The organism is Ureibacillus manganicus DSM 26584 (assembly GCF_000772945.1).
GTDB lineage: Bacteria > Bacillota > Bacilli > Bacillales_A > Planococcaceae > Ureibacillus > Ureibacillus manganicus.
In genome coordinates this window covers 94,633-107,989 of sequence record NZ_JPVN01000007.1, presented here as the reverse complement: position 1 = coordinate 107,989, position 13,357 = coordinate 94,633, and the positions used below count along the sequence as shown (strand labels likewise).

At 34.5% G+C, this 13,357-nt stretch carries 12 protein-coding genes; 6 read left to right on the top strand and 6 right to left on the bottom strand.

All coding sequences use genetic code 11. From position 1 onward, the window contains the following. Window positions 1-26: 26 nt before the first annotated feature. Window positions 27-992, bottom strand: a complete 966-nt coding sequence (locus CD29_RS07340; RefSeq protein WP_036184972.1) for a 2-hydroxyacid dehydrogenase family protein — start codon at window positions 990-992, stop codon at window positions 27-29. Window positions 993-1,335: 343 nt separating this feature from the next. Here CD29_RS07340 and CD29_RS07335 point away from each other — a divergent pair, with 343 nt between their 5' ends. Then, the gene (locus CD29_RS07335; protein WP_235801794.1) at window positions 1,336-2,205 is read left to right on the top strand and encodes an alpha/beta hydrolase; all 870 of its coding nucleotides are present in this window, start codon (window positions 1,336-1,338) and stop codon (window positions 2,203-2,205) included. A 138-nt stretch (window positions 2,206-2,343) separates the two neighbouring features. Here the strand turns inward: CD29_RS07335 and CD29_RS20860 are convergent, their stop codons facing one another. Then, window positions 2,344-3,252, bottom strand: coding sequence for a methyl-accepting chemotaxis protein (locus CD29_RS20860; RefSeq protein WP_036184791.1), 909 nt, complete (start codon window positions 3,250-3,252; stop codon window positions 2,344-2,346). Window positions 3,253-3,451: 199 nt separating this feature from the next. Here CD29_RS20860 and CD29_RS07325 point away from each other — a divergent pair, with 199 nt between their 5' ends. After that, window positions 3,452-4,453, top strand: coding sequence for an EAL domain-containing protein (locus CD29_RS07325; protein ID WP_036184788.1), 1,002 nt, complete (start codon window positions 3,452-3,454; stop codon window positions 4,451-4,453). A gap of 217 nt (window positions 4,454-4,670) precedes the next feature. Here the strand turns inward: CD29_RS07325 and CD29_RS07320 are convergent, their stop codons facing one another. Next, on the bottom strand, window positions 4,671-5,441 hold the full coding sequence (locus tag CD29_RS07320) for an SDR family NAD(P)-dependent oxidoreductase (RefSeq protein WP_036184786.1): 771 nt from the start codon (window positions 5,439-5,441) through the stop codon (window positions 4,671-4,673). A gap of 43 nt (window positions 5,442-5,484) precedes the next feature. After that, window positions 5,485-6,216, bottom strand: coding sequence for a glucose 1-dehydrogenase (locus tag CD29_RS07315; protein ID WP_036184970.1), 732 nt, complete (start codon window positions 6,214-6,216; stop codon window positions 5,485-5,487). Between the two features lie 301 nt (window positions 6,217-6,517). Between CD29_RS07315 and CD29_RS07310 the strand changes: the two genes are divergently transcribed. The 4 genes from CD29_RS07310 (at window position 6,518) to CD29_RS07295 (ending at window position 11,611) form a co-directional block, all read left to right on the top strand. Continuing rightward, entirely contained in the window at window positions 6,518-7,138 is a 621-nt protein-coding gene (locus CD29_RS07310; RefSeq protein ID WP_052124046.1) for a TetR/AcrR family transcriptional regulator, read from the top strand. Window positions 7,139-7,188: 50 nt separating this feature from the next. Then, entirely contained in the window at window positions 7,189-8,445 is a 1,257-nt protein-coding gene (locus tag CD29_RS07305; protein ID WP_036184783.1) for a GNAT family N-acetyltransferase, read from the top strand. Window positions 8,446-8,609: 164 nt separating this feature from the next. After that, window positions 8,610-10,664, top strand: coding sequence for a S9 family peptidase (locus CD29_RS07300; protein ID WP_036184781.1), 2,055 nt, complete (start codon window positions 8,610-8,612; stop codon window positions 10,662-10,664). A 266-nt stretch (window positions 10,665-10,930) separates the two neighbouring features. Continuing rightward, window positions 10,931-11,611, top strand: coding sequence for a phosphoribosylaminoimidazolesuccinocarboxamide synthase (locus CD29_RS07295; protein ID WP_036184779.1), 681 nt, complete (start codon window positions 10,931-10,933; stop codon window positions 11,609-11,611). A 76-nt stretch (window positions 11,612-11,687) separates the two neighbouring features. Here CD29_RS07295 and nadX read toward each other — a convergent pair whose 3' ends face one another. Both nadX and CD29_RS07285 read right to left on the bottom strand, forming a co-directional pair. Beyond that, a complete protein-coding gene (gene nadX, locus CD29_RS07290) occupies window positions 11,688-12,467 on the bottom strand; it encodes an aspartate dehydrogenase (RefSeq protein WP_036184777.1) in 780 nt (259 codons plus the stop codon). 213 nt (window positions 12,468-12,680) lie between these two features. Then, on the bottom strand, window positions 12,681-13,289 hold the full coding sequence (locus tag CD29_RS07285; protein ID WP_036184776.1) for a DUF421 domain-containing protein: 609 nt from the start codon (window positions 13,287-13,289) through the stop codon (window positions 12,681-12,683). Window positions 13,290-13,357 lie beyond the last annotated feature (68 nt).

The following is a 13,357-nucleotide window of genomic DNA, read 5'->3' as shown; positions in this document are numbered from 1 at the left end:
TTCCTCCTTATTGCTTCATTGTAATTTTAATTTACACCGTTTACTACATAGAAAGGTTTCTCATCATTTAATACTTTTACAATATTCTCAGCAGCCATTTTAGCCATATCATCTCGCGCCTCGAATGTAGCGTTCCCAATATGAGGTGTTAAAACAACATTATTAAGAAACTTTAAGCCCTCACCAATAGTAGGTTCATACTCATAAACGTCTAATGCTGCTCCTTCGATAACTCTTTCCTCAAGAGCCTTTATAAGAGCTGCCTCATCTACTATAGGTCCGCGCGCACAGTTAATTAGATAGGCTGTTTCTTTCATCATTTTAAATTGTTCAGTACTAAACATGTGCTTCATACTTGGATTATAGGAACAGTTAAGTGTAATGAAATCAGCCTGTTTAATCAGTTCTTCTAATGAGACATAGGTTGCATTTAATGATTTCTCTACATCAGCACTTTTTTGATGTGGACTGTAATATAAAACTTTCATATCAAATGCAGCAGCTCTTTTCGCTACTGCTTGTCCAATTTGTCCAAAACCGACAATTCCAATTGTTTTACCAGTTACTTCTCTTCCTCTAAAATATAAAGGAGCCCACCCATTGAACCCAACAGTTCGGCACACATTATCTCCCTCTACTACTCTTCTTGCAGCAGCTAACAATAATGCAATTGTTAAATCTGCTGTTGCAGCAGTTGACGCAAAAGGAGTATTTGTTGTTGGTATTCCTTTCGAAGCCGCATATTCGAAATCTATATTATTGAAGCCCGCTCCATAATTCGCTATTATTTTCAAATTTGGTGCTGAATCAATAATCTCTTTAGTCACAGGTGTTGATAGTAAACTTAATAGAGCATCTTTATCTTGAATGCGTTCTTTTAGTTCATCTTCAGTAATTAGTATTTCACCATGAAATACTTCAACTTCGTGTTTTTCCATTAGCAAGTCTAATCCCTTTTGTGGAATATCCCCTGCCACTAAAATTTTTGCCATTTTTAAAGACCCCTCTTCAATAGTTTTGATACGAGGATCATTTCCTAACAATAAGTTATTCCCTAAAACTAATCGTTTTATTGGTTAGGATTAGTCGAAAGCGCTTTCAATATATACTTTAATTTTATAAATGGTAACATTAAGATACATTTGATAATTAGGATAAAAGTTAAATAAATTTTTAGCAAAATTGGATAAAAATAGATCTCTCCAAATAAGAAACTAATCTTTATAAGTTTAAAGGTGTTGTAACCAAGCCTTTTTCAGTCCTAACGGTCCTTAAAGCTTTTCTTTCACTTTGCTGTTACACTATAATGAAAAATTGAATAATTGTTAAAGGTGTGTGAACAACGAGATGAAAACAACTGTCGTTTATAAAAAAGCAGAGAAATTCCAAATACACGCGGATTTTTATCCGACTACTATAGAATTTGCTCCATTAATTGTTTATATCCACGGTGGAGGACTAGTTTGGGGATCGAGAGAAGATATAAAGACTGAACAGGTACAATTTTACTTAAATGCAGGATTTAATGTATTTTCGATTGATTATCGTCTAGCACCTGAAACAAAGCTTCCCGACATTAAAACAGATATAGAAGATGCTCTTAAATGGCTGGAAAATGAAGGTTCAAAACAGTTTAACTATAATCCAAAAAAAATTGCTGTTATTGGTGGTTCAGCTGGTGGATATCTAGCTCTACTAACAGGAACCCTTGATAAAAAGCCAAGAGCGATTGTTTCATTCTATGGATACGGTGATATCACTGCAGATTGGGCACAAAAGCCAAGTCCTCATTATCAAAAGATGACAAAAGTTCCAAAAGAGTTAGCTGATATGCTCGTTTCTAAAGAAGTAATTACGATTGGACCAATTCAAAAACGTTACGCAATATATATGCACGCTAGACAAAGTGGTGGATGGATTGAAAAAATAAGTGGTATGAGTAATGTTGAACTTTTACCTTATTGTCCACTACATTCCGTGAATGAAAGTTTTCCACCAACATTATTATTACACGGTACATTGGACGAGGATGTTCCATATGAACAGTCAGTACTTATGTCGAAAGCATTGGTAGAAGCTTCAGTTGAAAATAAGTTAGTAACGATTCCAAATGGTAAACATGTATTTGACGAAGATTGGAATGATTCAACTGTGCAAAATGCTTTTAATGAAGTACTTCATTTTTTAAAAAAGCATCTTCATTAAGTTATTGTACATGGAAAAGTACTAAGATTTTATGGGCTCTTTATAACGATAGTTTATAAATTATAATTTTTGATATATAGTATGGGCTTCCTAATAGTTTAAATTGGAAGCCCATAATGTCTTACATACATAGTTTTATTAAATAATCTCCCTAAATTGATGTGCTCTCTGATCCAGAGCTTCAGCCGACAACATGATTTGTGAAAAATCATTGATTGCCACATCCACCTGTTTATGCATTTCATCTATGTTTTTGGATATGCGTGTAATATTGTGGGTCTCATGTTCCATCTCACGAACAATTTCTTCTATTGTATCTTTTACCTCGGAAATCGATTGTTCAACTTGGATAGCTAGTTTTCTAACTTCTTTTGCAACTACATCAAATCCCCGTCCATACTCTCCAGCTCTAGCTGCTTCTATTGCTGCATTGATGGCTAACAAGTTCGTCTGAGAAGCAATTTGTTTAATAGTCTTAACAATTCCTTTAATAGAATCTGTTTGATTTTGTAAGCTTAACAATTTTTGTATATTATCCTTTGAATCTGTGGAAATTCTCTTTAACGTATCCCCTAATTCTTCACTTCTCAAAATTCCAGCTTTAGAACGATTGAACAACTCCGCGGACATTTGATTTAGTTCATTAGCAACTTCTACAACAGAGTTTTGGCGTTTTGTAATATTAGTAGCTATTTTTAATATCCCAATCACTTTCCCACTTTCCTTCTCAAATAGTGGCATGTAAGTTGCTTCTAACCAAACTCGATTTCCGCCAGCATCGATTCTTTCTACTTTATCTTGGAATTTTTTTCCGGAACATAGATTTGCCCAAAATTTCTCATATTCCGAACTGTCTACAAAGGTTGGAAAGCAAAATTCTTCATGTCTTTTTCCATATACTTCTTCTACTGTATAACCTAACGATTGGGCAAATAGTCTATTTACATAAACTACCTGCCGATTTAAGTCAAATCTAATAATTGCAAGATTGTCTTCAATGGCTTGAATGATATGTTCATTCGTTACATGATAAGCTGCACTATTCATCTTTCTACTCCCCAATCTATTTTATGAATATCAATACCAACTTTTTATATACTGACCTCATTTGTATAATTTTTGTATAACATCATTATACAAATATTATACAACCTTATCTAAATAGATTACAATGTAAATAGAGTTATTTATTCATTACCAAAAAAATGTAATTACTAACAATCATATGTTAAGGAGGACAATTGATTTGGAGTGCCATAGTTGTTTAATGTTAGAAATAATCTATAAGGTTAAGTTAAAGGGAACAGAAAATTTATCGATGATGCAAAATATAGTTAATCACTTAAAGCGGAGAAATTTATGGGTAAAAGTAGAGGATGAGCACCTGGAAATAAAAGAATCGGGGATTAGAGAATTTCTAGATTTTTGTGAAGTTCATATGGAAACAGAGAAGATATTTTTTCGCATAGATAACCTACCGTGGAATCCACTAAGGGACATACAACAATATATTCAAGCTGGATGGATTGATGAAGTCATACGAAAAAAACTAATTACTTGTCATTTTCAACCTATTGTTGATAGAAAAGAAAATATATATGCCTATGAATTGCTTGCTAGGTTTCAACATGAGGATGGATCAACAATATATCCAAATGAAATCTTTACTGCCGCCAAAAAACGTGGGCGATTATATGCATTAGATCGTTTATGTCGACTGACTGCAGTACAACATTCTACAAAAATCGATACTATTGCATTTATCAATTTTATACCTACTTCAATTTACTCACCTGAGTTTTGTTTAAAATCGACAATCTCATTAGCAAATCAATTAGGAATCAACCCAAATCGCTTTGTGTTTGAAGTGGTTGAGACAGAGCAAGTTGAAGATTTAGATCATTTAAAAAATATCCTAACTTACTATAGAGACAAAGGATTCCAATACGCATTAGATGATGTTGGAGAAGGCTTTAGTACGATTGATACGTTAGCACATCTGCAGCCGCGTTATATGAAACTAGATATGAAGTATGTACAAGGTGTAGCCTTTGATCCTCACAAACAACAAACTGCACAATCCTTTTTAGAAAAAGCGATTGAGATTGGTTCCACTCCTTTAGCAGAAGGTGTTGAAACGAGAGAAGACTTTAATTGGTTAAAACAAATTGGGTATGAGCTTTTCCAAGGCTATCTATTCGGAAAACCAGCAGCTACCCCAATCGGGTTCAAGGAAGTGGATTCATGATAAGTCAAAGAATTGGTTATGCTTGTACACCATTAACAATTCCCTTTAGAACATCAAGAAGTTTTATATTGAAAAACTTTTAAGTTATGATACTAAATCAGAGAATCGATACTTTTTTGTGCTATCGTAAAAAGGAGACCTAGTTTTTTTGATAGGTCTCCTCTTAACTTCTATTCTATTCTATTCTATTCTATTCTATTCTATAAAAATTACATAATTATGAATTTGTTGTCCATCCACCATCAACAACTAGTTCTAATCCTGTTACATATTTAGATTCATCAGAAGCTAAATATAAATATGCATTTGCAATGTCCATTGGTTCTCCAGCGTAAGGTTTTAATGCTGCTCTGCCTTCATAGTTTGAACCCATTTCTTCTTGAGATTTTATACCTACTGCTGCTACCATACCAGTATAAATTGCACCTGGGTGAACAGAGTTAACACGAATATTGTCTTTACCAAACCATTGAGCAGCATGTTTTGTCAGCGCACGAACTGCTCCTTTAGATGCACTATAAGCCGCGCCTCCTGCATCAGCAATTCCACCTACGATTGCTGCGATAGATGAAGTATTGACAATTGAACCTCCACCATTATTTTGCATATGAGGAATGACGGATTTCATACCTAGCCAAACTCCTGTAGTATTAATTGTCATTACTTTATTCCAGTCATCTAATTCAGCTTCTAGTATCCCTTTAGCGATATGGATTCCTGCATTATTTACAAGAATATCAATCTTTCCATACTTATCAATCGTTTTTTCGATAACTTCATTCCAAGAATCAGGACTTGCTACATCTAAACGAACTGCAATGGCATCACCACCATTTGCAACAATTTCACTTACTCTTTCTTCGAGTGCATTTGAAATATCCGTTGCGACTACTTTCGCACCTTCTTTAGCAAATAGTTGTGCTCCAGCTAATCCCATTCCACTAGCTGCACCAGTAATAATTGCTACTTTTCCTGCTAATCTTCCCATAGTTCATATTCTCCTATTCTAAAATTATTTAACTAATGTACTATTATTGCGCCCCTAAACCACCGTCAATGACAAACTCAGAACCCGTAGAATAGCTCGATTCGTCAGATGCTAAAAATACAACTAGGTTCGAAACATCTTCTGGTTCTCCAGCTTTTCTTAAAGGGAACATCTTTACTAATTCATCATTTATCAAGTGTTCAGTCATTGGTGTTCGGATAAAACCAGGGTGAACCGAATTTACACGGATTCCATAATCCCCTAGTTCAAGCGCAGCTGCTTTTGTCATTCCTCTAACTGCAAATTTTGATGCTGTGTATGCTATCTTTTTATATGCACCAACAATTCCTGCAAGTGAAGATATATTTATGATTGATCCGCCACCAGCTTTTTTCATAGATGGCACAACATATTTCATTCCAAAAAATACGGACGTTTGATTTACTTCGATGACTTTTCTGTATGTTTCTTCTGGATATTCATCAGTACTTACTTCTGGAACATCGATACCAGCATTGTTCACTAAAACATTTATAGGGCCAAAAGCATCTTCTGCTTTTTGGATGACATTTTCCCAATCTGTTGAACTCGTCACATCATGCTTTACAAAAAGCGTATTTTCTCCAAGTTCACTTTCTAGTCTCTTTCCATCTTCCTCAAGAATGTCAGTAAATACGACTTTTGCTCCTTCACCTACTAACTTTCTAACATGGCTTGCACCCATTCCCCTTGCTCCACCTGTAACAATGACAACCTTTTCATGCAATCTCATAATTAGACTCCCCCTTATCATTATTTACCAATTCAAAAGTGTACTAGATTAGAACTTTAGATTTCAGAATGTTAAAATAGTTAATAAAAACATACTGTATCCGTTTACATTTTTGAAACTACCAAACATTTCTTACTTGCTTTTAAGTATAAAAGAATGGTAGTCATTAACAATCATTAAACTTTTCGTTGTTGTATCGTTAAGCAACAGAAGTATTTAAACTGTTGCATTTCATGGAATTTTTCTTATAGATTTTTCTAATTGGTAGTAACTTGTAATTCTCAAAGTAAAGGAGAGCAATTCTATGAAAAATTGGAAAGAAGATCGCCGTATACGTAGAACAAAACGAAACTTAAAAAATACATTTATTCAGCTAATGATGGAAAAACCGTACCATAGTATTACCGTTACAGATATTGTCGAAAACGCAGACAACAACCGAACAACCTTTTATCGTCATTACCAAGATAAAGAAGCACTGGTTGAAGATTTAGTGAATGAAATGCTGATGAAGCTTCGAGATGCATTTCGCTATCCTTATAAAAATGCAAAATTTGTTCAAGTAGATAATCTATCACCATCTAAAGTAGCTATTTTTGACTATATTTTTGAGCATAAAAACTTTTATTGTTTATGGAAATTTTCAGAAGGGATTCCTGGCTTTCAAAACAAATTTATTAATACTATGATTTTGCTTCATAAAGAGGATATATCTTATAGTTCTGATGAAGTAGAAGATGACTTTTTTATCACATACCGGGCCTATGGGGTTTGGGGGTTAATCATGAATTGGATTAAAAATGATTTTTCACCTACTTCTGAGGAGATGGCGAAACAATTAATAAATATTATTAATTATCAACCCTTACAGGTATATCACACAAAGCTGGTTATTGATGGTGTAGAAAATCGATTCAATTTCTAACTATGCATCTATCAATTTATGAGATTCTGAAATGTAAAAGGAGAATTTAGATGGGGGAAATAAGAAAGTTAGTTACGGAAACAGAGTTTAAAGAGTTCGTAGATATTGTTGCCAATGCTTACCCAGGAATATTAGCGAATACTCCTCATGAAAAACAAAAATTTAAAGAATTTCTAATAAGTAAGCAACAAGATGATTCAGCTGTAGATTTCTTTGGATTATTTAGAGATCAGAAGCTAATTGCGGGGATGCGCATTCATTATTATGAAATGAATTTATTCGGGAATAAGGTGAGCATTGGAGGTGTTGGTCTCGTAGCGGTCGATTTACTACGTAAAAAAGAGCAAGCTGCAAAAAAACTGATTGAACAGTTTCTCCAAATATTTAAGGAAAAAGGGGTTCATCAAGTAGCTTTATATCCTTTTAGACCTGATTTTTATAAGAATATGGGGTTTGGCTATGGTTCTAGCATCTATCAATACTTATTAGAGCCTGCTAGTTTTCCAAAAGGTCCTTCGAAACAGCATTTACACTATGTAAATGAAGAAGACATGGAGCTATTATCATTTTGTTATAACCGTGTTGTCGAAAGCCGACATGGGATGTTTTACAAAACCGCGCACGAATGGAAAGCTCTGTTTAAAAATACTGAAAACCGAATCGTAGCTTTTAGAAAGAATCAAAAAGTACAAGGCTATCTAGTCTTTACATTTCAAAAACAAAGCGAAACAAATTTTATGCTAAATAAGATTGTTATTAAGGAATTCATATATGAAACCCCAGAAGCATTATTAGAACTTAGCACATTTTTAAATAGTCAAGCAGACCAAGTACAACGAATTGAATGGAACACACAGGATGAAAATGTGAGATTTTTCGTAAATGATGCCCGTAATGGCTCATCAGATTTGATACCGAGTGTGTACCATCCAAGTGCAACAGCAGGTGTAGGATTAATGTATCGAATTATTCATGTGAAAGGTTTTATGCAACAGATTAGTCAACGTTTTTCTAATGTACCTGACTTGAAATGGAAACTCTATGTGAAAGATTCTTTCTTTCCTGAAAATCAAGGGGAATATATATTTCAAGTGAAGGATGGTTTACTAGAAGTTATAGATTTTGGCATTGTTGAAGTAGAGGTTAAAATTGATATAACAGAACTGTCTTCTTTGTTGATGGGTGTTATCACATTAAAAGAATTGTATATGTATAGTAAAGTAGAGATAAGCGACCCTACTTTCCTTCCAGTCTTAAATTCTATATTTACTGTATTAGATAAACCAGTCTGTACAACCGCCTTTTAAAATAGATATTTTGTGATTTTGAGTGTTGTATTAAAATATATAGCACTTTTTCATTTTGTTGATAGCATGAGAAATAGTGTATAATCCCCTTTCAAGCTAATAAAAGAAGGATTTAAGTACATTTTCTAGAACCTTTCAGTAGACAGAAAGAAAGGAGAATTTCTATGAAACTACCTGAAGCAAAACGTGTTCCTTACACGCATGAATTGCATGGCGATCGCCGTGAAGATGAATATTATTGGTTGAAGGATCGTACGAACCCAGAGGTCATTCAGTATTTAGAGGAAGAAAACCGTTATTATGAAGAAAACATGAAACCACTAGAGAAACATACTGAACAAATTTATCAAAGCATGGTTGACCGTGTCCCTGAATCTGAGGTAAAGGTTCCTGTTCAACGTGGTCCCTTCTTCTATTATTCTCGTTTAGATAAGGACAAACAATATCCAATTTATGCCCGTAAGCAAGCAGCCAACCGGGAGCTTCTATCAAATGCAACAGAACAAGTTATACTAGACCTAAATGAATTAGCTACTGGGGATGATTATTTAAGTGTGACAGAACGCCGATTGAGCAATGATCATAACCTATTAGCCTATTTAGAAAATCGCGATGGTTCAGATCGCTATACTTTAAATATTAACAATCTGGAAACAGGCGAACTTCTAAAGGATAAAATTCCAAATATCTTTTTGTACAGTAGCATTGAATGGAGTCATTGTGATGAATTTATTTTTTACATTACGGTAGATGAGATGCAACGTCCCTATCAATTATGGCGACACCGTTTAGGTAGTGATGTTAACAGTGACGAGTTACTTTATGAAGAAAAAGATGTAACGTTTACTCTATATATCTATAAATCACAAAGTGGCAAGTTTATTATTGTACATTCAAAATCTAGTACAACAAGTGAAATCCGACTTATTAATACGGAGACCCCATTGTCACCTTTACAACTGTTGGATGCTCGACGTGAAGGAATAGAATATGATGTTGAGCATTGGGGAGATGAATTGCTCATTCTAACAAATGAAAATGCATTGAACTTCCAGCTACTTCATTGTCCTATAAGCGATCCATCTTCACGTAACAATTTATTAGCATATAACGAAAATCGCTTTATTCAGGCAATGTACCCATTCCAGAACACTTTACTTCTTTTAGGTCGCGAATCTGGATTAACACAATTGTGGGTACTTAAAGACGATAAATTAGAACAATTTGAGTGGGATGAACCAATCTATACATTGTCCATGATTGACGACCAAAGCTACGATGCAACAGAAATATTAATTCAATTCGAATCCTTACTAACACCTAAAACAACTTACGCTCTGAATTTGAAAACTGGTGAAAAGACTATTTTACAAGTTACGCCTGTTAGTGGAGAATATGAATCTTCAAATTATCGACAAGAGCAATTGTGGGCGTTAGCTGATGACGGCGTAAAAATTCCAATGACTGTTGTATATCGAGAAGGTGCGCTTGATAATGGACCAGCACCATTGATTTTATCTGGGTATGGTTCTTATGGAGCAAATAACGATCCATATTTTAATTCTTATCGTCTACCATTGATAGATCAGGGAGTAATATTTGTCACTGTACAAGTACGCGGTGGTTCTGAAATGGGACGCAGTTGGTATATGAACGGAAAAATGCAACATAAACGGAACACGTTTACTGATTTCATTGCTGCAGCGAAATATTTAATCGATAAAGGATATACAACTTCTAGCAAGATGGCTGCTCGAGGTGGCAGTGCTGGAGGTTTACTAGTGGGAGCAGTAGCAAATATGGCAGGCGATCTGTTTCAGGTAATTGTTCCTGAAGTACCGTTTGTAGATGTAGTTACAACAATGCTAGATGACACGATTCCTCTTACTACTTTGGAATGGGACGAATGGGGCAACCCACGAAAGCCTGAAGATTATTTCTATATGAAATCATATAGTCCTTATGACAATGTTGAAGCTAAAAATTATCCTCATATGTACATTACAACAGGGTTAAATGATCCGCGCGTTGGCTATTGGGAACCAGCGAAATGGGTAGCCCGTTTAAGATTCATGAAAACGGATAACAATACTCTCGTTGTAAAAACAAATATGGGTGCTGGACATTTCGGTGCATCTGGTCGATTTAACCATTTGAAAGAAGCTGCTGAATGTTACGCTTTCATTCTAGATAAACTCAGAGTATTTGTAGAAGTATAATATTTCATGAGGTAATAACCAGGTTCCAAACCTGCTGTTTAACTTTATACTATTATTAAAGAACGTATTTCCGTTATAGAAATACGTTCTTTCTTAATGTCTATACTACAAGTTATGGATTCAACTTCTTCTTTTTAAAAATAATATTTTTAGATATTATTATCTAGAATTCTCAGAATCGTTGTACAACTATATTTTTTTGCTTTATTATATCTATATAGCTCAAAAATCCAAGCTTATGGCTAGAATCATAAAGGAGATTTAACATGAAGCATATTTATACAGGGAAAACAAAAGACGTATATGAATTAGAAGATGGCAACTACCTTCTGCAATTTAAAGATGATGTTACAGGTGTTGACGGAGTGTTTGATCCTGGTGCCAATACAGTCGGTTTGACTATTGAAGGTGCTGGACGTTCTGGGTTAAAGCTTACTAAATACTTTTTTGAAGTGCTAAAAGAAAAAGGAATTCCAACTCATTATGTTGATGCAGATATCGAAAAGGCTACAATGACTGTAAAACCTGCTGAAGTTTTTGGTCGCGGGCTTGAAGTGATTTGCCGCTACCGAGCAGTAGGAAGTTTTTTACGTAGATATGGGTTATATGCTGAAGAAGGTCAACCACTTGATGCATTCGTTGAAGTGACAATTAAGGACGATGATCGCCAGGATCCGCCAATTAGTGAAGATGCGCTAGATATGCTTGGTGTATTATCGAAAGATGAATATAAAGTGTTAAAAGAATTAACACAACAAATCGGAAACGTTGTGAAAGAAGAACTCGCGAAAAAAGGCATTGAATTATACGATATTAAATTTGAATTCGGTCGTACAGGTGAAGATCGCCAAATTGTTCTGATTGATGAAATCTCTGGCGGTAACATGCGTGCATACAAAGACGGGAAATATATTGAACCATTAGAATTAGAAAAATTGTTCTTATAAATTGTAAAGAAGCTAGAGAAGTAACTGAACTTACTTCTTTAGCTTTTATGTTTTTATTTTACAGCCTTAAACAGCATTACCCGCCAATTCTAAGCTTACCATCCAGCCTTTTTAGAGTTCCCAATATACTCATCGCTGCTAAATAGCTTGTCTTAGGATTTTCCGGGAGTGGATTATTAGTAATAGTAAACGTTGCTTCCCCAAAATCACCTGCAACTTCCACACTATGCACATTCTTTTCAATATTCGGATCAGCCACAAGGCATACTCTTGTTTTCTCCATCCCTAATCCAGCTAATGCGAGAACAATTGCCACATTCATATTTTTAGGAAATTGCTTAATGGCATCTAACGCTTTACCTTCAAACACAACCTTCGCTTCATCAATGTGTTCCTCAATTAGTGAGCTAGCTGGTTTTCGAGTTGTCAACGAAACACTTGTAACTGTGCCAAGGGCGTGTGCATTTTGCAATAAGTCCAAACCACCAATTGCACCTGAAGGTAAGTGAACCTGCTTTTTATACGCTTGAGCTAGTTCACTTATTTCTTCAAGTAGTTCCCCGTCTGCAAGAGCCCCTATACTAATTAATACGACATCCTTCTCTTTTAAAACAGATGGTACTAGAGACTTCACCGCCTGTATATCTGCAGCCTCCACAACAATATCAATATCCGAACTCAAGAATGCATCTAAATTAGTAAACAATTTAACCTGAAAATTGGATTCTATAGATCGATATTTTTCCTTATCCCGAACAAGGATACTCTTAATCCTTAAGTTCTCACCCTGATCTCCATTTAGCTTTTCCAGCAAAAAATTTGCGATTGCTCCGGCACCTATTAAACCGATATTCATCGTTTGCCTCCTTATTTCTAAGTAATAGAATACTATTTTGCTTCTAATATATTCACCTATGTATTATTATATCTTGTTTCTCTGTGGGCACAGAGGGATATAACAAAAGACCTTGAGAATGCTTTATTCTGAAGGTCTTGTCTTATAGTGGATTATTAGTTTATTTTACCAGAAACATCATAAGTGGTTGTATCATTGAATATTGGAAGAAAGTTAGGGCTCATTTCCCCCTTCAAATTTCTTTGATTTCATTTCTGAAAAAATATTATTACTGTGATCTTCATTTAATTGTGAACTTGTATTCATTCCCATTAACTTTTTTAAATTCAATATTTCCTTCATTAGTAAATCGAATTCTTCTTTTGTTACTGGCTTTTTATTTTCTTTTAATTCATAACCGATCTGTCCACTTACCTCAATCGTCGCATATTTAACATCATCAATAGAGGGAATCCCGGACTGTCTTAGTCTTGTTTCCAGTCTATCCACCGACATTCGAAGTTTTCTAAGGGCTTTCTGATTTAAGTTACCATCTTCAATAACAATTTTTGCTTTTCCAGTAGATATTGTTTCTAAAATATCAAATTTCATCTCTAAGTATTCCGTTAGTACCATTAAAAGTGTTATTAATAAGCCGATTGCTAAAGTACGAAATAAATTTTCTCCAGCTACAGGCTGAATTAATAATGAACCAATTCCAATCATAACGATGACTTGAGTAATTGTCATTTGTGATATAGATTTTCTTCCGGCTAATCTTAAAAGTAATCGTCCTACATAAAATATAATGACTGTCTGCCAAAACCAATGTAAATTATCCATTGTATCAACTCCTAATATTGATTACATTCTTATGTTACGCAATATTAATATTTCAATTCTATTAAAAT

What these genes read in the sequence shown, in the direction of transcription:
- CD29_RS07340 (WP_036184972.1), bottom strand. Translation starts at nt 992, where the DNA reads ATGGCAAAAATTTTAGTGGCAGGGGATATTCCACAAAAGGGATTAGAC.
- CD29_RS20860 (WP_036184791.1), bottom strand. Translation starts at nt 3,252, where the DNA reads ATGAATAGTGCAGCTTATCATGTAACGAATGAACATATCATTCAAGCC.
- CD29_RS07320 (WP_036184786.1), bottom strand. Translation starts at nt 5,441, where the DNA reads ATGGGAAGATTAGCAGGAAAAGTAGCAATTATTACTGGTGCAGCTAGT.
- CD29_RS07310 (WP_052124046.1), top strand. Translation starts at nt 6,518, where the DNA reads ATGAAAAATTGGAAAGAAGATCGCCGTATACGTAGAACAAAACGAAAC.
- CD29_RS07305 (WP_036184783.1), top strand. Translation starts at nt 7,189, where the DNA reads ATGGGGGAAATAAGAAAGTTAGTTACGGAAACAGAGTTTAAAGAGTTC.
- CD29_RS07300 (WP_036184781.1), top strand. Translation starts at nt 8,610, where the DNA reads ATGAAACTACCTGAAGCAAAACGTGTTCCTTACACGCATGAATTGCAT.
- CD29_RS07295 (WP_036184779.1), top strand. Translation starts at nt 10,931, where the DNA reads ATGAAGCATATTTATACAGGGAAAACAAAAGACGTATATGAATTAGAA.
- nadX (WP_036184777.1), bottom strand. Translation starts at nt 12,467, where the DNA reads ATGAATATCGGTTTAATAGGTGCCGGAGCAATCGCAAATTTTTTGCTG.
- CD29_RS07285 (WP_036184776.1), bottom strand. Translation starts at nt 13,289, where the DNA reads ATGGATAATTTACATTGGTTTTGGCAGACAGTCATTATATTTTATGTA.